The organism is Nonomuraea sp. MG754425, from assembly GCF_021699195.1.
GTDB lineage: Bacteria > Actinomycetota > Actinomycetes > Streptosporangiales > Streptosporangiaceae > Nonomuraea.
In genome coordinates this window covers 26,498-46,760 of record NZ_SSXE01000062.1, presented here as the reverse complement: position 1 = coordinate 46,760, position 20,263 = coordinate 26,498, and the positions used below count along the sequence as shown (strand labels likewise).

General features: G+C 72.0%; 22 protein-coding genes. 5 read left to right on the top strand and 17 right to left on the bottom strand.

The window, feature by feature from the left end; genetic code table 11:
• Positions 1-15 precede the first annotated feature (15 nt).
• From FAF44_RS22130 to FAF44_RS22120, 3 genes are all read right to left on the bottom strand, one after another.
• Positions 16-1,347: an NtaA/DmoA family FMN-dependent monooxygenase gene (locus tag FAF44_RS22130; RefSeq protein WP_237105133.1), complete on the bottom strand. Its 1,332-nt coding sequence runs from the start codon at positions 1,345-1,347 to the stop codon at positions 16-18.
• Between the two features lie 188 nt (positions 1,348-1,535).
• On the bottom strand, positions 1,536-3,191 hold the full coding sequence (locus FAF44_RS22125) for a gamma-glutamyltransferase (RefSeq protein ID WP_237105132.1): 1,656 nt from the start codon (positions 3,189-3,191) through the stop codon (positions 1,536-1,538).
• A 13-nt stretch (positions 3,192-3,204) separates the two neighbouring features.
• A complete protein-coding gene (locus FAF44_RS22120; protein ID WP_237105131.1) occupies positions 3,205-4,257 on the bottom strand; it encodes a TauD/TfdA family dioxygenase in 1,053 nt (350 codons plus the stop codon).
• Positions 4,258-4,417: 160 nt separating this feature from the next.
• Between FAF44_RS22120 and FAF44_RS22115 the strand changes: the two genes are divergently transcribed.
• The gene (locus FAF44_RS22115) at positions 4,418-4,864 is read left to right on the top strand and encodes a MarR family winged helix-turn-helix transcriptional regulator (protein WP_237105130.1); all 447 of its coding nucleotides are present in this window, start codon (positions 4,418-4,420) and stop codon (positions 4,862-4,864) included.
• Here the strand turns inward: FAF44_RS22115 and FAF44_RS22110 are convergent.
• The 6 genes from FAF44_RS22110 to FAF44_RS22085 form a co-directional block, all read right to left on the bottom strand.
• Positions 4,839-5,711: an alpha/beta fold hydrolase gene (locus FAF44_RS22110; protein ID WP_237105129.1), complete on the bottom strand. Its 873-nt coding sequence runs from the start codon at positions 5,709-5,711 to the stop codon at positions 4,839-4,841. The genes FAF44_RS22115 and FAF44_RS22110 overlap by 26 nt on opposite strands.
• Positions 5,708-6,373 carry an isochorismatase family protein gene (locus FAF44_RS22105; protein WP_237105128.1) on the bottom strand — a complete coding sequence of 222 codons (666 nt, stop codon included), beginning with the start codon at positions 6,371-6,373 and terminating at the stop codon, positions 5,708-5,710. The genes FAF44_RS22110 and FAF44_RS22105 overlap by 4 nt, the downstream gene beginning before the upstream one ends.
• Entirely contained in the window at positions 6,370-7,137 is a 768-nt protein-coding gene (locus FAF44_RS22100; protein WP_272894839.1) for an Asp/Glu racemase, read from the bottom strand. Before FAF44_RS22100 ends, FAF44_RS22105 begins: the two co-directional genes overlap by 4 nt.
• A gap of 5 nt (positions 7,138-7,142) precedes the next feature.
• Positions 7,143-8,189 carry a leucyl aminopeptidase gene (locus tag FAF44_RS22095; protein WP_237105127.1) on the bottom strand — a complete coding sequence of 349 codons (1,047 nt, stop codon included), beginning with the start codon at positions 8,187-8,189 and terminating at the stop codon, positions 7,143-7,145.
• Between the two features lie 24 nt (positions 8,190-8,213).
• The gene (locus tag FAF44_RS22090) at positions 8,214-9,404 is read right to left on the bottom strand and encodes a 4-hydroxybenzoate 3-monooxygenase (protein ID WP_237105126.1); all 1,191 of its coding nucleotides are present in this window, start codon (positions 9,402-9,404) and stop codon (positions 8,214-8,216) included.
• Between the two features lie 100 nt (positions 9,405-9,504).
• The gene (locus FAF44_RS22085; protein ID WP_237105135.1) at positions 9,505-10,275 is read right to left on the bottom strand and encodes a FadR/GntR family transcriptional regulator; all 771 of its coding nucleotides are present in this window, start codon (positions 10,273-10,275) and stop codon (positions 9,505-9,507) included.
• Between the two features lie 300 nt (positions 10,276-10,575).
• On the opposite strand from FAF44_RS22085, the gene FAF44_RS22080 reads away from it, so the two are divergent.
• Positions 10,576-11,028 carry a MerR family transcriptional regulator gene (locus FAF44_RS22080; protein ID WP_237105125.1) on the top strand — a complete coding sequence of 151 codons (453 nt, stop codon included), beginning with the start codon at positions 10,576-10,578 and terminating at the stop codon, positions 11,026-11,028.
• 19 nt (positions 11,029-11,047) lie between these two features.
• On the opposite strand, the gene FAF44_RS22075 is transcribed toward FAF44_RS22080, so the two are convergent.
• The 7 genes from FAF44_RS22075 to FAF44_RS22045 form a co-directional block, all read right to left on the bottom strand.
• Positions 11,048-11,356, bottom strand: a complete 309-nt coding sequence (locus FAF44_RS22075; protein WP_237105124.1) for a hypothetical protein — start codon at positions 11,354-11,356, stop codon at positions 11,048-11,050.
• 43 nt (positions 11,357-11,399) lie between these two features.
• Positions 11,400-12,329, bottom strand: coding sequence for a hypothetical protein (locus tag FAF44_RS22070; RefSeq protein ID WP_237105123.1), 930 nt, complete (start codon positions 12,327-12,329; stop codon positions 11,400-11,402).
• Positions 12,326-12,769, bottom strand: a complete 444-nt coding sequence (locus tag FAF44_RS22065) for an RNA polymerase sigma factor (protein WP_272894845.1) — start codon at positions 12,767-12,769, stop codon at positions 12,326-12,328. Before FAF44_RS22065 ends, FAF44_RS22070 begins: the two co-directional genes overlap by 4 nt.
• A gap of 158 nt (positions 12,770-12,927) precedes the next feature.
• Positions 12,928-13,455, bottom strand: a complete 528-nt coding sequence (locus FAF44_RS22060) for a glyoxalase/bleomycin resistance/extradiol dioxygenase family protein (RefSeq protein WP_237105121.1) — start codon at positions 13,453-13,455, stop codon at positions 12,928-12,930.
• 49 nt (positions 13,456-13,504) lie between these two features.
• Positions 13,505-14,515: a YafY family protein gene (locus FAF44_RS22055; protein WP_237105120.1), complete on the bottom strand. Its 1,011-nt coding sequence runs from the start codon at positions 14,513-14,515 to the stop codon at positions 13,505-13,507.
• Positions 14,516-14,578: 63 nt separating this feature from the next.
• Complete coding sequence (locus FAF44_RS22050; protein ID WP_237105119.1) at positions 14,579-15,928, bottom strand: FAD-binding oxidoreductase; 1,350 nt, start codon at positions 15,926-15,928, stop codon at positions 14,579-14,581.
• Positions 15,929-15,952: 24 nt separating this feature from the next.
• Positions 15,953-16,879 (bottom strand): antibiotic biosynthesis monooxygenase, encoded by a 927-nt coding sequence (locus FAF44_RS22045; protein WP_237105134.1) that lies wholly within the window; start codon positions 16,877-16,879, stop codon positions 15,953-15,955.
• 156 nt (positions 16,880-17,035) lie between these two features.
• On the opposite strand from FAF44_RS22045, the gene FAF44_RS22040 reads away from it, so the two are divergent.
• Positions 17,036-17,602, top strand: a complete 567-nt coding sequence (locus FAF44_RS22040; RefSeq protein WP_237105118.1) for a nucleoside deaminase — start codon at positions 17,036-17,038, stop codon at positions 17,600-17,602.
• An 8-nt stretch (positions 17,603-17,610) separates the two neighbouring features.
• On the opposite strand, the gene FAF44_RS22035 is transcribed toward FAF44_RS22040, so the two are convergent.
• Entirely contained in the window at positions 17,611-18,990 is a 1,380-nt protein-coding gene (locus FAF44_RS22035) for an MFS transporter (protein WP_237105117.1), read from the bottom strand.
• Between the two features lie 89 nt (positions 18,991-19,079).
• Between FAF44_RS22035 and FAF44_RS22030 the strand changes: the two genes are divergently transcribed.
• Positions 19,080-19,658 carry a TetR/AcrR family transcriptional regulator gene (locus tag FAF44_RS22030; protein ID WP_237105116.1) on the top strand — a complete coding sequence of 193 codons (579 nt, stop codon included), beginning with the start codon at positions 19,080-19,082 and terminating at the stop codon, positions 19,656-19,658.
• Positions 19,659-19,731: 73 nt separating this feature from the next.
• Positions 19,732-20,208, top strand: coding sequence for a carboxymuconolactone decarboxylase family protein (locus FAF44_RS22025; protein ID WP_237105115.1), 477 nt, complete (start codon positions 19,732-19,734; stop codon positions 20,206-20,208).
• Positions 20,209-20,263: the final 55 nt, after the last annotated feature.

The window sequence follows — 20,263 nt, the reverse complement described above, 5'->3', positions numbered from 1 at the left end:
GGGTCTGGGGGCCGGTCAGGCCGGGTACGCGGGCGGGAGCCCGAGCTTGTCCCGGAGCGTCCCCTCCCGGTACTCGGTCTTGACGTAGCCGCGCTCCTGCAGGATCGGGACGACCTCGTCGACGAACACCCGCACGCCGTCCGGCTCGTTGGAGGGCAGGATGTTGAAGCCGTCGGCGGCGTGGTCGTCGAACCAGTCGGCGAAGTGGTCCGCGACGTCGGCGGGCGAGCCGACGATGGAGCCGTGGCCGGCGGTGCTCAGCACCAGCTCCATCAACTGGCGCACGGTGTGGCCCTCGTCGCGGGCCAGCCCGCGCAGCATCGCGGGCCGGCCGCGCTGGCCCTGGCTGCCGCCGATCGCGTCGAGCCGCTCGACCGGCACCTTGTCGTCCAGGTCGAGCCCGGACAGGTCCACTCCGCCCATGGCGTCCGCGGTCTGGACGAGCCCGGTCGGCACGTCGATGCCGCGGGCCAGGTCGTGGTACATCTCGACCGCCTCGGCGCGGGTCGGCGCCACGTAGACCTTGACGCCGGGCATGATCAGTACGTGCTCCGGGTCGCGGCCGGCGGCGACCACCCGCGAGCGGAAGTCGTCGTAGTAGGACCGGGCGACGTCCTTGCGGAAGGCGACCGTGTAGATGATGTCGGCGTGCCTGGCCCCGAAGTCCTTGCCGACGGGGGAGATCCCGGCCTGGGCGAGCAGCGGGCGGCCCTGCGGGCTGCGCGGGATGTTCAGCGGGCCCTCGACGTCGAAGTACGTGCCGCGGTGGTGCACCGGGCGCACCTTCGAGCCGTCGGCGTAGACCTGCGCCGTGCGGTCGATCGCCAGCGCGTCGGCGTCCCAGCTCGTCCACAGCGCCTCGGCCAGCCGCACGAACTCCTCGGCCCGGTCGTAGGCGATGTTGTGGGCGAGCACCTCCTTGTTCGTGAAGTTCTTCACCGAGCCGGGGGTGGTCACCATGTTCCAGCCGGCTCGCCCGCCGCTGAGGTGGTCGAGCGTGGCGAACTGGCGGGCGGTGATGTACGGATCGCTGAACGTCGTGTTGAGTGTGCCGACCAGGCCGACGTGTTCGGTGACGCCGGCCAGGGCGGCCAGGTGCACGATCGGTTCCAGTCCGAACGTCGCCTTGCGGCCCAGCTTCGACGGGTTGATCTCCAGCCCGTCGGCCCGGAAGACCAGGTCGAACCGGCCGCGCTCGGCGAGGGCGGCCAGGTCGCGGCTGTAGGCGAGCCGGTGGTGCTCCTCCGCCCGGCTGTGCGGGCTGAGCCACTCGCAGAAGCCGTCGGATCGGCCCAGGAACAGTCCCAGGCGCATTTCCGTCCCGCGCGGATTGCGGGTCGCTGTCATGTGTTCCACACCTTTCGCCTCCGCCGCGCCGGACGGTCCGCCGCCCGTGGGGTGCTCCGGCTGTGCCGGGCCCGTCCTTGGGGGTGTTTCGCCCGCTTTTGCGGCGTTTCGCCTAGTCAACGCCGCGGATGTGTCAGCCGGGCGTCCTCGTGTTAGTAAATGGTTAAAAGGTTCTACCTCTGAACGTCTCAAAAGCCGGCCGACTTGCCCTCCCTGCGCCGGCCCGAGCTGCCGTGCAACGTCCCGTCGGCGTCGGTCCACGACATCTCGAACGAGCCCATGTGCCAGTTGAAGGCGTCCAGGGGATCGACCCGGATGCCGAGCGCGTGCAGACCGCCGACGACGTCGTCGGGCAGCCGGCTCTCCACCCGCAGCGAGTAGTCGTCGCCGAGCGGCATCATCAGCGGCGCCGCCTCGGCCTGCTCCGGCGACATGCCGAAGTCGAGGATGTTCGACAGCACCTGCGGGATCGTCGCGTCCACCTTGCCCGGGGTGCCGAGGGCGAGCACCGGGGCGCCGTCCTTCAGCACCAGCGTGTTGCCGATGACGGAGCGCACGTGCCCGCCGCCGGTGAACCAGCCGCTGATGTTGTGCGCGGCGTTCAGGCTGGTCGTGCCCTGGCAGCCGGTCATCGGCACCCCGCCGACCACCTCGCCGGGGATCCCGCTGCAGGACATCGTGTTCATCATCTGCAACCAGTTGCCGTGGGGATCGACGACGCTGATCTCGCAACTGTCGGTGTACTCGGGCGCGGTGTAGGGCGCGAGCAGGTGCGCGGGCCCGGAGGTGACCTCGATGTGCCCGCTGAGGTTCGTCCGTGGCCTGCTGCGGCGCAGCAGGCGGGCCAGCGTGCGGTGGTAGTCCGGGTCCAGCAGGACCTCGGTGGGGTCCTCGAAGACGCGGGGGTCGTTGACGTGCCCGATGTCGATCTTCGCCCGGCGCAGCGCGTGGGCGAGGTAGTAGGCCGACTCGGCCGACTCGGCGTAGTGCCCCATCCCCGCGACGTCCAGCTCGCGCAGGATCCCCAGCACGATGCCGCAGAACAGGGCCTGCATCTGCGGCGGCGACAGTTGCACGATCTCGTGCTCGCCGTGCCGGAAGCGGGTGCCCTCGCCCCACCGGGGCGGGACGGCGGTCATGTGGGCCAGGGTGATGTGCCAGCCCACCTCGTTCGCCCTGGTCACGAAGTCGCGGGCCCACTGCCCGGTGAGGAAGTCGTCCGGGCCCTCCTTCGCCAGGCGGTCGAGCGTGACGGCCAGTTCGGGCTTGGCCCACCGCTCGCCGACCTGCGGCACCCGTCCGCCGGGCGCGAAGTGCCGTCGCCCGGACGGGGTGAAGGAGAAGTACGGGTGCATGTCGGCGGCGACGTAGTGCTCGAAGGAGGAGACGACGTGCCCCTCGCGGGCCGCCGCCGCCGCGGGCTCGACCAGCGAGGCCCACGGCCGCGTGCCGAAGCGCGAGTAGAGCTCCTTGACGCCCGGCATGAACCCCGGGACGACCGCGAACGGCCCCGGCGGCACGGCGTAGAACCCCCGGCCGACCGGCACCTGCCGGAACGGCGGCAGGTCCGGCACGATCGTCCCGCAACTGTTCAGCTCGTGCACCTGGCCGGTGGCCGCCTCGTAGAACAGCACCGTGACCGTGCCGGCGTGGTTGGTCATCTCCTGCGAGACCGTCGCCTGGAGCATCGAGCCGGCGATCGCGGCGTCGACCGCGTTCCCGCCCTGGCGGAGCACGTCGAGCATCAGGTCGGTGACGGCGACGTTCTGGCTCGACACCATCGCCTGCCGGCCGGTCGCCACATCCTTCGGCCCGACGACGCCGGGCGGGTAGCTGGTGGTCACGGGGGATCGCCCTTTACTCCGCGAAGGCGGGAACGTCGAAGACGCGGCGGCGGGGGAGCCGGCCGTGCTCGGCGAGCTGCTCGGTGCGGTTGGTGCTGGCGACCGAGACCTGACGCGGTGAGTACTCGGCGAGCCAGACGCGCAGCAGGTGCCGCCGCAGCGCAGGGTCCTCGTAGTCCTCGAAGCCGGTCCGGCTGTGCCAGACGTGGAAGTTGTGCAGGAACTGGATGTCGCCGGGCTTGAAGTCCATGTCGAGGCACATCTCCGGGCGGGCCGCGATCTCCTCGACGGTCTCGAGCGCGGCGCGGTGCGCGTCCGACATCGGCGGCACGTCGGAGTAGTGCTTCTGCGTCTCGAGGATGAGCCGGTTGGAGTAGCAGGTGGTGAGCTGGCCCTGGTAGTAGCTGAAGACCCGCGCCCAGTAGTAGGGGTGCTGGCCGGGGGGCTCCTCGCCCTTCCAACTGAAGTAGCTCGGCTCGTCGTAGAGGGTCCGCAGCGCGTCGGGGGCCTCCCGCATGAGCGTGTTGTGCAGGGTGACCGCGCTGATGACGCGGCTGAGCCCGCCGCTCTTCGCCGGGCGCACGCAGGCCAGCCCGACGATGTCGGTCGAGTCGTTGTGGTAGGTGAGCGGGACGTTGGACTGGTAGGCGCGGACCGTCCGCCCGTAGCTCGCCCCTTCGTTCCTGACGTTGCCCAGCAGATCGCCCTTGGCATTTTGGGCGACCGGAATTCCGAGGTGGGTGGAGAGGCCGAAGTACATCTTCTCGACGACGTCGATGGGCAGCTCGGCAATCGGCAGCCCGCGCAGCAGCACGACGCCGAGGCCCTGGCTGAGTTGCAGCGCCGCCGCCTTGAGCGTCGGGCCGAGGCCGGCGAGGCGGAAGTTCCGCGGGTTGATGCCGGTCAGGTCCACTCCGAGCTCGGTGATGTGCTCCGTCGCGGCGAGCAGCTCGGCCACGTCGCGCTCGGTGAACTCGTAGGACCACTGCTCGGGCTGGTCTTGGATGTCGCGGCCCAGCCAGGCGGCGGGGATGTCCAGCGGTTCGGCAGGCATGGGCAAACGCATGGCTGCACCTTCCTCTGGCCGGTTTCGGCCAGGTACGAAATGTCCGGTGGCGAAATGGACGTTACGGTCGGGACAAGAAGTAGTCAAGGGGCTTAAGTTTCTCTCTAGATTGAGATCGGCGCTCAGCGTGACAAGCGGGTTCACGAGGAAAGGACCGGATATGACGGGGATGGACAGCGAAGAGCTACTGGGCGTGGCCGCCCTCGTGGCACGGCTGGAGAGCGAGACACTGGCGGCCCTGCAGCCTCCGCTGACCTCCCGCCAGTACCGGCTGCTGCGGGTCATCGACCAGGGACAGGTCACGGCGACCGCGATCTACGAGCAGGCCACGATGAGCCTCGCGTCGATCTCGCAGAGCGTGGACCTGCTCGTGCAGCGCGGCCTGCTGCGCCGCGAGCGCGACCCCGAGGACGGACGGCGGTCCATCCTCAGCCTCACCGAGGCCGGCCACGCCTCGCTCACGGACGCGAGCGCGCGGATGACCGGGCTCGCCGAACAACTCGTCGGCGAGCCCGAGGAGCAGCAGATCACCGAGCTGCGGCAGGCATTACGGCTGCTGCGCGAGCGGGTGGTCGCGCTGCTCAGGTCGGCGGACCCGTCCCGCTGACGGGCCCGGCGCACAGGGCCGTCAGCGCCTGACGCGTCGCCTCCAGGGCCGCCTCCGGGACGTCCCAGAAGACCATGTGGCCGGCCCCGGGGACGGCGACGACCGCGGCGTCCGGACGTGCCCGGACGGCCTCGGCCGCCCCCTCGGCCGTGACCACCGGGCTGTCCGCCCCGTACAGCAGCGTCGTCGGGGCGGGGACCGCGGGCCAGACGGCGAAGAAGTCCTCCTTCTCGAATCCGAGGTGGGTGGCGGCGACGGCGTCGGCCGAGCAACTCGCCAGCCAGCGCGCCCGTAACTCCTGCTCGCGCCGGGGCCAGCGCGGCCACGAGCGGGCGACCTCGTCCGCCGTCGTGCCCCGCCGGGCCTGGCCGAGCTGGTCCAGGAACGTCGCCAGCGTGGTGGGGTACGGCCCGCGCCCCGGCCCGCTCATCGGCGGATCGACGAGCAGCGTGCCGCGCGTCGGCAGCCTGCCGCGCGCCGCCGTGACGGCGGCGATCCGGGCGCCCATCGAGTGCCCGAGCAGCACCGGCCGGTCCAGCCCGAGATCGGCCGCGACCGCCTCGACGTCGTCCGCGTACGCCTGCGTCGAGGCCGGCCCGTCGTCGGACAGGCCGCGTCCGCGCACGTCCAGGACGATCGGGCGTACCGGGCCGGTGAGGCGGCGGGCCACGAAGTCCATCCCGATCGCCGGGGTGGTGATCCCCGGCAGCACGATGACGGGCACGCCGTCCCCGCCGTAGTCGAGGGCGTGCAGCCGCAGCCCGCCGGAGCGGACCCAGCGCCCGGTGGCGGGCACGTCGGCGAGGTCGGCCAGGGCCTGCTGGGACAACGTCCGGGCCCCGGTCATGCCGTAGCCTCCGCCGGGGCGAGCCCGGTCACGTGCGCCAGCGCCTCGTCCAGCCCGACGACGTCGGCGTACTTGGCGTGCAGGTCGAACAGGGCCGCGTCGTGCGGGCCCGCCGCGCGGTCGCCGACGCACTCGCGCACCACGAGCGTGTCGAACCCGGACTGCACGGCGTCCACGGCGGTCGCGCGCACGCACCCGCTCGTCGTCGCTCCGCAGACGAGCACCGAGTCGCACCCCGCCGCCGTCAGCGTCGCCGCCAGCCCCGTGCCGAAGAACGCGGACGCCCCCTTCTTGACGACGACGTGGTCGGCCGCGCGCACCGGCAGCCGCGGGTCGAGCGAGGCCGCCTCGCCGCCCTCGGCCAGCGCGCGCATCCCGGGCGCCTTGCGCAGCCAGGCCACCGCGTCGCCGGCCGCCTCGGCGGGGGAGTAGGCGATCGTGGTGAAGACCGTGGTGAGCCGGGCGGCCCGGCCCGCCTCGACCAGCCGGGCGGTCGCCGCGACCACGCCGGACAGGTCGGCCCCGGTGGGGAAGCGGTCCTCGGTGAAACCGCGGCTGAGGTCCACGACGACGATCGCGGGACGGCGTCCCCGGGGGACGGCGGCGCCGAACCCGGCGGCCGAGTACACCGCGTCCACCCCGGCCCCGTGCAGGCCGCTCACGCCGCCGCCCCGCCGAGCAGGCGGCCCGCGCCGGGGACGTGCGGGTCGAGCCCGAGGGTGGTGAGGATGCGGTGCACGGTGGCGGTCGCGGCCGACAGCACGGGGATGCCCGCCTCGTTCTCGACGGCCTGGATGGCGGGCAGCGAGGGCATCTGCACGCACGCGGACAGGACGAGGGCGTCGGCCCGGGTCAGGTCGAGGTCGCGGTAGCGGGTCAGCAGGCCGGCCGGGTCGAGCCGGGCGACGGCGAGGTTGTCGGGGACCTCCAGGGACAACGTGTCGACGACCTCGATCCCGGCGTCCTGGAGGTAGTCGGCGACGGCCTGGGTGAGGGGCTTGAGGTAGGGGGTGAGGATCGCGACCCGCCTGGCCCCGAGCGCGGTGATGCCGGACAGCAGCGCTCCGGCGGAGGAGATGACGGGCGCGTTCGAGCCCTCGGCGCGCAGCGCCGCGGAGATGGCGTCCTCGGCGGTGCAGTGGTAGCCGGGGCCCTGCGCCATGATCGCGACGAGGCACGCGGTGGTGACGATGTCGGGACGGACGTCGGCCAGCTCGGCGGCGGCCCGCTCGGCCTGCGCGTTCATCGCCCGCAGCTCGTCCGGGGTGACGTGCCGCATGCGCGCGCGGGCGGAGTGGAAGACGAACCGGTCGGCGGGGTCGGCCTGCTCGCGGGCGCGCAGCATGGCGGGCAGCTCGGTCTCCATCGTGCGGTTCGAGCTGGGCACGATCATCCCGATGTGATGGGTGCGGGGCGTGGTCGTCATGGTCGTCACCTGCGGCCCGCGGGGCGCATCTCGGGGACGGTCAGCTCACCGGCGTCGACGATCAGCTCGTCGTCGAGGTGGAGCGAGCAGCCGCGCATGGGGATGTCGAAGTGGCAGGCGGTGTCGTTGGGCCCGCCCAGCTCGTTGTTGGGGCCGATGGAGAACATCACGTTGCCGTAGAAGGAGCGCAGCTCCATGCCCATGCCGCCGCCGAACTGGGTCAGGCCGTGCCAGTGGGCCCGCTCGTCGAGCCCCCAGCCGACGTGGGACATGCCGTAGCCGCGCGGGTCGTCGAACGACGCGATGTAGGACGCCAGGAGGTCGGCGTCGAGGCCCGGCGTGCCGGCCGCGCCGCGGATGTCGCGGATGAACCCGGCCTCGATCGTGAGCTCGACCGGGCTCTGCACGTAGGTGTTGAACGGCAGCAGCACGTCGCCGGGGGCGAGCACGATCTTGCCGTCCACGCCGTCGTCGGCGCCGCCGGTGAACACGAACGCGGCGGGCCAGTGGTCCCAGCGGCCGGGCGTGTCGGTGTAGCCGTACTCGCTCATCGTGGGGTAGACGCCAAGCCGGTAAGTGACGTCGGTGCCGTGCGGGCTGGTGATCCGCATCGTCCCGGCCTTGGCCAGCAGGTCGGCGCCGACCTCGACCCGGTCCCGCAGCTCCTTCGTCGGCATCAGGCGGGCCAGCAGCGGGGGCGGCTCGACGGCGGTCAGAATGCGGGTGCCGGCCGCCTGGATCGCGAACTGCTCGGGGCTGAACAGCAGGAACGTGCAGTCCACCAGCAGGTCCACGCTCTTCAGCGCCTCGACCGCCAGCGGGTTGGCCCCCAGCCCCGAGTCGCCGACGGCCCACGCCCCGGACGCCGACGCCGGCGGGGGCAGCCGCAGGTGGAACGTCGCCGCGCCCAGTCGCTGCGCCGCCCACATGAACGCGGACGCGTACGCGGCCCGGTCGTCCCCCCGGGTCAGCACCGCGACCGTCTCGCCCTCGTGCACTCCCGACAGGGTCAACTGCCGCAGGCAGATCTCGTTGAACAGGTTCTGGTCCATGTCTCCTCCTTGGACGCGGTCAGGTCAGCCGGTGATCGGGAGCGGCCCGATGTAGCTGCGGGCGAAGCTCGTCGCGTACGCCTCGGACTGGGTGAGCTGCCACAGCCGTGACTGCTGCAGGCGCTGGCGGAAGGCCGCGTCGGGGGCGGCGGGGTCGTAGGTGTGCATCATGTGCAGCAGGGCGTGGCTGAACTCCTGCGCGCGCCAGATGTCGGGCAGCCGGCGCTCGCTGTAGCGGTCGAGCACGGACGGGTCGGCGCCCGCCGCGTCGAACTCGGCGAGCACCCGGTCCAGCTCCACGGCGTCGGCGACCGCCAGGTTCATGCCCTTGCCGCCGGACGGGCTGATGATGTGCGCGGCGTCGCCGAGCAGGAACAGCCGGCCGAACCGCATCGGCTCGATCACCCGGCTGCGCATGTCCAGCATGTTCTTGCTGATCACCGGGCCCTCGTTGAGGGTCCAGCCGGGGTGGGCGAGGCGGGCGCGCAGCTCGGTCCAGATGCGCTCGTCGGGCCAGGCCGCGACGTCGTCACCGACGGGGACCTGGAGGTGGAAGCGGGTGACGGTGTCGCTGCGCAGCAGGTGCCCGGCGAACCCGCGCTCGTGCTGGGCGTAGATGGTCCACTCGGCCGACGGCGGCGCCGAGGCGAGGAGCGTGAGCCACTGGAACTCGTGCCGCATCCCGTACTCGGTGGCCGCGCCCTCCGGGACACCGGTCCGGGTGATGCCGTGCTGGCCGTCGGCGCCGGCCAGGAACTCGCCGCGTACCGTGGTGCCGTCCGACAGGTGCACCAGGACGCCGTCGCCGTCGGTCCCGACGCGCTCGGCCGTCACGCCGAGCCGGACGTCGCCGCCCGCGTCCACCAGGCCCGCGAGCAGGTCGGCCACCACCTCCTGCTGGGGGTAGACGTGGTGGGAGCGGCCCTCGTACAACTCGGCGAAGTCGGTGTAGTCGCGCCGTCCCGCCGAGCGGAACTCGCAGCCGGTGTGCCGGTGGCCCTCCGCGAAGAGCCGCTTGGCCAGGCCCATCCGTTCGATCGTGGCGACCGTGCGGTGTTCGAGCAGTCCGGCGCGGGCCCGGCCGAGCAGTTGCGCACGGTCGAACTTGTCGATGACGACGCACCGCTCGCCGCGGGCGTGCAGCAGGTTGCCGAGGGTCAGTCCGGCGGGTCCGGCGCCCACGATCACGACGCGGGTGGTGGTCTCCTGTGGCATGTGCTCCTCGTCCTCCCCTTTCCGGCCACGCGGCGCGCGACTGGATCAGTGGTTCTACCTCTGATGGCTAGGGCGGCGGACCGGCCGCCGCCCGGGATGGTCAGTCGGCGGCCCCGGGAGCGGACGGTGTGCCCTCCGCCTCCTCCGAGTCCCGGGCCAGGGCCAGGTCCGCGGCGACGTCCCCCAGGTGGTCGCGCATGACCCGGGTCGCCCGCTCGGGATCACGGGCGACGATCGCGTCGAACAGCGCCCGGTGCCCGGAGACGAGCCGGTCGTGCGGGTGGTAGCTGGAGCGGCCGAGCCGGCTGCGCAGGCCGTGCAGCAGTTCGTAGACGCCGCTGTGCACGGAGATGACCGCGGGGTTGCCGGTGGCCCTGGCGACGGCGAGGTGGAAGTCCGCGTCCACCGTCTCGACCGGGCCGCCGTCGGTGACCGCGCGCTCGAACGCCTCCAGCGCCTCGCGCAGTTGCGCCTCTCCCGCCTCGGTGAGGTTGGTCGCCGCCAGCGCGGCGACGCCCGGTTCCAGCACCATGCGGAACTCCATCACCGAGTCGACCGCGGGCGTGGACAGCTCGATCACCGCCCGGAACGGCGCCATCAACTGGGACGGAGTCGGCACCCGGACGAACGTGCCCTCGCCGTGCCTGCTCTCGACCAGCCCCAGCAGGTCCAGCTCGCGCAGCGCCTCCCGTACGGAGTTGCGGCTGACGCTGAACTGCTCGGCCAGCTCCCGCTCCGACGGCAGCCGGTCGCCCTGGCTGAGCACGCCGTCCCGCATCATCTGCTGGAACTGCTGCACCACCTGACGCGAGATCCGCGCGGAACTCACCTGCTGGAAGCTCGGGCTCATCGCGGCCCGGTTGCTCGACATCACGTGCACATCCTCCCCCGGCGAGGTCCGGCAGGCGCCGCCCTCGGAAGTTGAGCCAACGGCATGACTGTTACCAGAGTGCATCATGTCGTAACTCGTGGGTAAAAAGGTTCTACCTCTAGACCGAGCTTTGACGCAAGACCCGCCTCAAGAGGTGCGGCCGGCGGCGCGACCTCGGCGACCTCGCCGCCGAAGAACACCCGGCCGGCGTAGGTGCTCCAGGAGCACGCGGGAGTTGACCACGCGGGTGACCGCGATCGATGGCTTGATCATGCGGTCAGGGTGCCGGTTAATGTCCACATGAAGTCAACCGAGGAACTGGCCATCGGCGAACTGGCGCAACGGTTCGGGCTGGCCACCCACGTGCTGCGGCACTGGGAGAGCATGGACCTGCTGGAACCCGCCCGGCGCTCGGGCGGACAGCGCTGCTACGGGCAGGCCGACCTGGAACGCGTGGCGCTGATCCTGATGGGCAAGGAAGCCGGGTTCACGCTGGGGGAGTTGCGGGTGCTGCTGTCCGGCGCCGGCCCGATGGCCCACCGCGACCTGTTGCGCGGCCACCTCGACGAGTTGGAGCGGCGCATCTCGAAGGCGCGGGCGGCCAAGGACATGATCGAGCACGCGCTCGCCTGCCCGCACGACTTCGCCGAGTGCCGCCATGCCCGCGACCAGATCGCGGCCTGGATCCCGTCCGCGCCCGGCCAGGCCGCACCCGGCGAAGCCGACGGCGCGTGCGCCCGGATCCGATCCTGATGACGTGCCGGGAGAGCCGTCACGTCATCAGGCCGCGCAGGGCGGAGCCGGGGTCGTCGGCGTAGCAGCGGATCGTGGTGACCTGCGCGCGACGGCCGAGGGACCTGGTCACGGTGACCCGGACCAGCCGCTTGTCCGACAGATCCCATACCGCAGGGTTGAAATCGAGATCCTGCCGGAACTGTCGTATCAGGCCGCCGCAGACGGTAGCAGCGCTCGTTGCGGTTGGTGTGGTGCGGAGAACGGCTCGCGAGGCCGATGCGGCGCTGCGGGCGGGTCGCTTCGTCGCGCCGGTCTCGTTCACCGGCGACCGGATGGTCAGCCTCACGGACCTCACCACAGAGGTCCGCAAGGCCGCCGTCGGACGGGTGTCAGTCGTCCGGCCGGTCCAGGTCGAACGCCACGCCGGCCAGGCGGATCGTGCGCACCCTCGGGTCCTTGAGCAGTTCCCGCAGGTCCCCGACCGAGTTGAGCTGGTCCACGAAGCCATGGGCTAGCCCGGCAGCGGCCGCCTTGCGCAGCCGGTCCAGGGACAGGTCGAAGGAGCGCAGGTTGGCGTCGTCGTGGTCACGCAGCAGGCCGACCCACTCGCGGAACTGCGGCAGGCGGCCGCCGCACACCCGATCGGTCGCATCGCCGCCCTTGCCGGGCTCCAGCGCGTCGGTCCAATAGTCGTCGCCCCAGGTGATCGGGAGGGAGCCGGGTCTGCGCTCGTACACGACCCGTTCGGCGCAGGTGCGGTACCGCTTCACGAACGCCTTCAGGTCGGCCTCGCCGAGCGGCTGCTCGAACTCCACCACCGCCAGTGCGCTGAGGTCGGCGGGCAGCCGGGCCAGCACCGCGCGCACCTCGTCCTTGGCCGCCAGCGTGGTGCCGACGTCGAACAGGGACTGGGACAGCCTGGTGTTGGCGGTGTGGCCCAGCGGCAGGCGTCCCACGCGGCCGAAGAAGTCCTGGCTGATCGTGTACGACTCGCTCCCGGCCGGCCACGCCCCGACAGGCCCGATGGGACGCGCGGCCATGTCGAACGACATCGACACCGGCGTGGTCCGGCAGCAGGTGTCGATCGTCACCGTGTAGGCCGGGTTGTAGATCTTGACGGCGGTGCCGAGTACGGCCTGCATGCGATGTTCCCGGTCACCGCGGGTCTGCACCAGGGACGAGCCCTCGGTCGCGGCCACCGCGAGCAACGCCAGTACGGCCAGGACGATGGCGACCGTCCTGAACAGCCCCCGCCGGACCGCACGCCGGGTGCGCTTGTCGTCGAAGTCGGGCAGGTCTGGAATATCGGGCATGTTCATTTCTGCTCCCCGTAAAGGTCGGCGAAGGCGGCCCTCGCGCGCCACACCGCGGTCTTGATCGAGTTGTGTGACCTGCCGGTCATCGCGGCCACCTCCACCATCGAGAAACCCTCGAAGTAGACCAGCGTGAGCAGCCGGCGCTGCGGTTCGGGCAGCCGCTCCAGCGTGTCGCGCACGTCCAGCGACTCCACGTGCAGCGGCGGGACGCCCAACTCGTCGGGGTTCGGGAGGGCCGGCTCGTGGCGGCTCCTGCGTACGTGGTCCACCAGGACGTTGCGCGCGATCGTGAGCAGCCACGCCGCCGCGTTCTCGCCGCGCCAGCCGAGCAGCGCCCTGGTCGCCTTGACGAACGTCTCCTGCGCCAGGTCCTCGGCGAGGTGCGGATCGCGGGTCCTGCGCAGCAGGAACCCGCACACGAGCGGCCAGTGCTCGCGGTACAGCTCCTCGATGATGTCGCCCCCCGACCGGTTTCGGATGTCATGTCACATGCAGACGACACCGGGACGGCAATGGTCACACGACCTGTCCCAGAAGGCTGTGTGACCATTGCCGTCCCGTGAGGACGATCAGCGGCGACGGTCCACCGGAGCGCCCGCCGTCACCGGGTTTTCGGGTCGCGGAGGGAGCGCATGGCGTCCACCAGGGACTCGTGGATGTAGTCGAGTTCTGGCGTGGCGAAGCTCGTCCAGTCGCCGGCGTCCGGTGACGATTCGGCGGCCCAGTCCTGACCCGCCTCGGGATCGTGGCGGTACACCCACCAGAGGTTCCCCGAGCGGTCCTGGAACCGCGCGAGGGTGTCGCCGAAGAAGTCGGTCGGACGGGTGACGATCCGCGCCCCGCGGGCCTGCGCGCGGGCGAGGGTCGCCTCCATGTCGTCCACGTAGACGCGGGTGAGCGCGGGGGTGAACGGCCAGCCGGGCTTGCGGTCGGCGAGGGTGAGCAGCGAGTCGCCGAGCCGGAGTTCGGCGTGCAGGATGAGCCCGTCCTCGTCGAGCGTGCGGGCCTCCGGCACGTCGGTCGCGCCGAACACGTCGATGAGCAGGTCGATCACCTCGGCGGCCGCGTCGGTGACGATGAACGGGTTCACCGTGTTCGAGCCGGCCGGGACGTGGGGTCGTGCGGTCATGGTGTTCCTTCCCTGATGAGCGGTGCACGCATGCTCGCAGCAGATGAGGTCACCTCCCGTCCGCATGTCGCGGGACGGCCCCGGCCCGTGCGTCCGGCGCTGTCTCCAGGGCGCGCAGCATCCGTTCGAGCACCTCGCGCAGCTCGGAGCGCGCGGGCTCCGGCAGGTCGGCGGTGTAGGCGACGCCGGCCGGGAGCCACGACAGCGCGTACATCGTCTCGCGGAAGCCGGCGCCGCCGACCTGCCAGACGGTGGTGCCGGGGCCCGCGGGCGCGGCGCCCTGCGCCCACTCGCCGAAGAGCTGCCGCAGCCGGCCGATCGGCATCCGGATCGTCGCGCTCGCCTCGGCCGGCTGCCCGGCCCACGACGCCGCGACGGCCACGAACTCCTCGACCTGCCGGGGCGAGAGCGGCTGCGGCTCGAAGAACACCCCGGTGGGCCGTACGTCGGTGATCCGGTCGATGCGGAACGTGCGCCAGGCGTCGCGGTCGAGATCCCGGCACAGCAGATACCAGTGCCGCTCCGACGGCGCGAGGTGGTGCGGCTCGACCTGGCGGGACGACGGCCCCGAGCGCGAGGCGTGGGTGAAGCGGACCCGCTCGTGATCCCGGCAGGCCAGCGCCAGTTCGGTCAGCACGGACGGGGACACGCCGGCCCCGGGCCTGGCCAGGGCCGGACGCACCGCGGCGGCGAGCGCGTTGACCCGTTCGCGCAGCGGGGCGGGCAGGACGCGTTCGAGCTTGGTGAGCGCCCGGATCGTCGTGTCCGTGCCGTCGGTGAGACGCCGCGTCGCCGCCAGCCGCAGCCCCGCGGCCATGGCGACGGCCTCGTCGTCGGTGAGCAGCAACGGGGGCACCACACCGCCGGGTTCGAGACGGTAACCGCCCGCGAGCCCCGGAGCCGACCCGATCCGGTAGCCGAGGTCACGCAGGCGTTCGACGTCGCGGCGCAACGTGCGCCGCGAGACGCCGAGCCGCTCCGCCAGTTCCTGGCCCGTCCAGTGCCGATGCGTCTGCAGCAGGTTGAGGAGGGCGAGCGCGCGTGCGGTGGTGTCCGACATGCCGCCAGCCTGCCTCCCCATGCGGACGGATGGTGTCCGCATCTGTCGCGGCGGCGGCCCCCGTCATGCTTCCAGGTAGGGCTGGAAGACGCCTTCGGGATCCCACCGCGCTCGCACCGCCCGCAGGCGCTCCCACGTCTCGGGCGTGAACGACCGCCGGCTCCGGGACGCGGCGGCCGGCAGGTCGGCCTCCGCGATGTAGTGCCCGGCCGACTGCGGCGCGGCCCTGTCCATCGTCGCGCGCAACCAGCGGGTGTTGGCCTGGTCGTGCGCGGGGTCCTGCCAGATCGCGTAACCGACGACGTAGCTGCGGCCCAGCATCGAGAAGGCCAGGTCCGCGGCGCCGCCGGGCGGCGCGGGCGCGATGTTCGCCAGCACGAGTGACTTGCCGGACGGAGCCGCGGCGACGTCGTCCGCGAGCGGCGGCAGCAGCGCGCCGAGGTCCCGCGTCGACCAGAGGGTGTCGGCCGCGACGCGGTGGTGCTCCGGCCAGAGCGCGTCGGAGCCGTCGAACAGGGTGCCGAAGGTGGCCGGTCGCCCGTCCGAGCGGGTCAGGGCGCGCCCGGCGAGGGGGCACGCGCGGAAGGCCGCGAGCGATCGGGCCGTCTCGTCCGCGGAGTCGGCGAAGCAGACGGCCGTGACGACGACCGCCTTCGTCCCTGGCTCCTGCGGGGCCGTGCCGAGCGTGAGGCTCAGCTCGACCGCCGGGGGGAGCGCCGCCGCGACCTCGACGGCCCAGGACGTCACGTCCGCCACGTCAGGGAGCGGGAAGGCGTAGGCGCTGGTGGTGATCGCCGCCGGGAGCCGGCTCAGGCGCAGCCGGAACCGGGTGACGATCGCGAAGAACCCGGGCCCGGCTCCGCGCGCCGCCCAGAAGAGGTCGGCGTTCTCGTCCTCATCGCACCGGACCACCTCGCCGGAGGCCGTCACGGCCTCGATCTCCGCGACGCTCAGGCAGGCCGGCCCCCACACTCCGGGGTTCCAGCCGAGCCCGCCGCTCAGCAGGTAGCCGCCGATCGCGACGGAGCCGCAGTGCCCGAAGGGGAAGGCCAGCCCGTGCCCGGCGAGCGCGGCGGCCAGTTCGCGGCCTCTGACGGCGGACTGCGCGCTCGCCGTGGCCGAGGTGGTGTCGACGGCGCACGCGTCGAGCCGGGACAGGTCGATGAGCAGGCCGCCGTCGCGTACCGAGGAGCCCACCCAGTTGTGGCCGCCCGACCGCACGGCGACCCGCAGGCCGGCCGAGCGGGCGAACCTGACGGCCGTCCGGACGTCCCGCTCGGAGGCGGCCTGGACGATCACGTCGGGGAACCGCTCCGGCTTGAGCCCGTTCCACACCATGGCCGCCCTGAGGGCCTCGTAACCGGCCTCGCCCCGCCTGACGAGCGGCCCCTGAAGGTCTCGGCCCAGCTCCATGTCGGACATCCTCCAGGCGGACGCTTAACGGGTGATCACGGCGAAGGCGGCGATGGACAGCGCGTAGCACAGCACGATCACCAGCGCCCCGGCGGCGGAGGCGCGGGACGAGCGGGGCACGTCGGTGCGCAGCCAGGCCGCGAAGACCCGATTGACCAGCGGCATCAGCACCCAGGTGAGCAGGGCGACGCTCAGCACGTTGCCGACGAACAGGACGAGGTAGCCGGGCAGGCCCGCGCCGCTCAGCGCCCGGCTCACCGTCAGGTTCAGCGCCATCACGGTCGGATAGAGGGCCAGCAGCACGCACATGGCCTGCTTCCAGTTGGGCGGAGCGCCCTCCTCGGTGGCCCCGCCGCCGAACCGGAACCAGCCGCCGAACGCCGACTTGACGGTGCGCACGTCGAAGTCGACGACGCAGTCGCGGCCTTCGTCCAGGAGCTTTCTGCGGGTGTCGGAGGCGAGCCAGTTGTCGAGGTGCTCGCGGGTGTCGAACCGGGTCATGACCACCCAGTGCGGCTGTACGCCGGGCACCGGCGCGAACGACTCGAACCCGAGGAAGCCGGGGAAGCGCTCCTCGGCCCGGTGGAGCCGGTCCTGCCAGTGCGCGTAGTCGTCCTCGCGGCCCGGCCGCACGCTGTGGGAGATCACCGCCGTGACCGCTTCCGCGCCGGCCGTCCGCCCCGCGAGGACCTCCAGCGCCGGCGGCTCGTCCAGCAGCGGCTGGACCTCTTCGAGCAGCGCCGTGCGCGACTCCGAATTCAGCCACCCGGTCAGCCTGGCGATATCCGAGAAACGAAAAACAGACACCCACGACGGTTGTTCACCGGGCACCGGCGGATAAGCCTCCGCCTCTTCGAAACCGGCGAATGAGCGCATGCTCTCATTTAGTTTCTGCTGCCAGCGGCGATAATCATCCGCACGGCCTTCGCGAACCTTTGACGAAATGACCACGGTCACGCCGCGATCCGAGGTCGCACGGTTCGAACTGGGCTCCACCTGGGCAAGTATAGTCCACGGCCGTCCGGAGAGGCATGGCGGCAATGGCTCGGACACGGCAGTCGATCATGACGAAATTTCAGCCGTAATTTACCTGCCGGAGGTTATGAGATGGGACCCGAGGAATTCATGGCCGAAGCCGTGCGACTCGCCACGGAGTCTGTTGTGAACGGCTGGGGCGGCCCGTTCGGCGCGGTCATCACCAAGGACGGGGAGATTCTCGCCCGCGGGCAGAATCGCGTCCTGCTCACCGGCGACCCGACCGCGCACGGCGAGATCGAGGCGATCCGCAAGGCCGTCCAGATCCTGAACCCGGAGGCGCCCAGCGTCGCGGAGGACCGCCAGAACACCTCGACGCTCGCACTCGTGCCGCGCCCGGAGGGATCGCCCGACCTCCTGCCCGAGCGGGCCCGGATGCTCATGGGCTACTCCCTCTACTCGAGCGGGGCTCCGTGCCCGATGTGCATGAGCGCCATCTACTGGTCGCGGATCGACTCGGTGCACTTCAGCTCCGACCTCGAGGCGACGCGGAAGATCGGTTTCGACGACGCCTTCCAGTACGAGGACTTCCAGCGGCCCCTCGACCAGCGCAAGATCCGGATCGAGCACATCCATCCCGAGCTCGGCGCCCAGGCGTACGCCGCCTGGGCGAACAAGCCGAACCACCACCCGTACTGAACCGGTCCTCAGGCGGGGACCCGCTCCGCCGGCCGGCCCGGCGTCACGAGGGCGGCAATGACGACGCCGGCCGCCGCCGCGATCGCGGCCACGGTGAACCCGCTGGTGAAGCCGCTCAGGGTGTCCCCCGCCAGGCTCGCGGCGGCGACGCTCGACACGGCCGCGGCGCCGAGGGAGGCGCCGAACTCGTGGAAGGTGCTCACGATGCCGGAGGCGATCCCGGCCTCGTGCGGCGCCACCTGGCCCAGCGCGGTCGCCGAGGCGACCACGAACAGCGCGCCGGTGCCCGCCGCCGCGACGGACACGCCGGCCACGATGCCGACGGGAGTCATCGACAGAGCCGAGACGGCCATGCCGAGGGCCGCGACCGTCAGGCCCGCGACGGCCAGGCCGCGCCCGCCCCACCGGCCGAGCAGGCGGCCGGTCAGGTTGGCCCCGAGCATCGTGGCCACCGCCACCGGCAGGAACAGCAGCCCGGTCTGCAGCGCGCCGTAGCCCTGGGCCTGCTGGAAGTAGAAGGTGCCCAGGAAGAACACCGCGATCATCAGGGCCGTCGCCATCAGGATGAGGAACGCGCCGGTCGCCACGGGCCGCCGGACGAGCAGGCGGACGTCCATCAGCGGTGAACGCGCTCGCCGCTGCCACACCACGAACAGCACGTAACCGAGCGCGCCGGCCAGCACCAGCGAGCCGGTGAACCAGGTGAGCCACCCGTCCTCGCCGGCGGCGATCAGGGCGTAGATGAGCGACGCGGAGGACGCCGTCACCAGGACGGCGCCGAGCACGTCGAGCCGGGGCCGGTCGGCGGCCCCGGGCCGCCCCTGCGGCAGGAGGGCGGCGAGCAGCACGGCGATCACCAGCCCGATGGGCACGTTGACGTAGAACACCCAGGACCATCCGGGCCCCGCGGTGAGCAGGCCGCCGAGCAGGACGCCGAGGGCGGCCCCGCCGCCGCCGAGCGCGGACCAGATGCCCAGGGCCCGGTTCCGCTCCTCCCCGTCGAACAGGCCCACCACCAGCGACAGGGCGGCGGGTGAGAGCAGGGCCGCGCCGACGCCCTGCGCGATGCGCCCGCCCACCAGCAGGGCCGCCGATCCCGCCAGGCCGGTGGCCAGCGAGGCGGCGGTGAAGACCAGGAGCCCGGTGAGCATGACCCACTTGGCGCCCACGAGGTCCGAGATCCGGCCGCCGAGCAGCATCAGCCCGCCGAAGGTGAGCGTGTAGGCGCTGACCGTCCAGGTCATCGCCTCGCGGCTGAGCCCGAGCTCCGTCTCGATGTGCGGCAGCGCGATGGCGACGACGGTGACGTCGAGGATCAGCATGAGCTGGGCCACGCCGAGCAGGCCGAGGACGCGCCACCGTGCCGGGTGCGCGTGTGACTGGTTCATCGATGACTCCGTTCCAATAACTCGTACGTCATGTACGAGCTTTGCCTCGACTATAACTCGTATATGCGTATACGCGTTAGAGTGGTGGCATGGTTGAGCCGTCCGTGCGTCCCAAGCGCCGCGCCGATGCCGAGCGCAGCATCGCCCGTATCGTGACCGCGGCCCGCAAGCTGCTGAGTTCCGACCCGAACGCGAAGACGGACGACATCGCCAAGGCCGCGGGCGTCGGCCGGATGACCCTCTACGGGCACTTCGGCACCCGGGCCGAGCTCATCGACGCCGCGCTGGTGGAGGCGCTGAAGGCCGGTGACGAGGTGCTCTCCTCGGTCGACCTGACCGGGAACGCCCGCGAGGCGATGGACCGGCTGCTGGCATCGAGCTGGCAGATCGTGGCCGAGTCCGCCGCGCTGCTGGCCGCGGCCGAGGAGGTCCTGCCCGCCGGACGGGTCCGCGAACTGCACGACAAGCCCGTGCGACGCATGACGGAACTCGTCCGCCGCGGCCGTGACCAGGGCGTCTTCCGTACCGACCTGCCGCTGGAGTGGCTGGTCAACCTCGTCCACTACGTCCTGCACGGGGCGGCGGCCGAGGTGCGCGCGGGGCGGCTGGCCCGGGAGGAGGCCGCGGACATCGTGACCAGGTCAGTGCGGTCCGTGCTGGCGGGCTAGACGGGGTCGGTGTCCCCCTGGAGTGGGTTCGTTCGTCGTCGGGGTGACAGCGAACACGCCAGAGGAGAACTTCATGGAAGCGCGACTCGACACCACCGCGAACCCGGTCACGAGCAAGCTCGGCAAGTACATCGTCTCCGCGAGCAAGGTCGTGCACGACTCGCCCCTGCCCGCGGCGACGCGGGAGCTGGTGGCGTTGCGGGTGAGCCAGATCAACGGGTGTGCCCCGTGCGTCGAGATGCACACCAAGGACGCGGCGCACGAGGGGGAGACGCCGGAGCGGCTCACCATGGTCGCGGTGTGGCGGGAGACGACGGTCTTCACCGAGGCCGAGCGGGCCGCACTGGAACTGGCCGAGCAGGGCACCCGCATCGCGGACGCGGCCGGCGGCGTCCCCGACGAGGTCTGGTCGAAGGCCGCCGCGCACTACGACGAGGCGCAACTCGGCGCCCTGGTGGCGCACATCGCCCTGATGAACACCTGGAACCGCCTGAACGTCATCTCCGGGCAGCCCGCCCCCGGCGACTACCGGCCGGGACAGTGGGGCTGACGGCTCCCGCGCCCCTTCACCTCGTGACCTCCTGAACTCGTGACCTCGTGAGGAG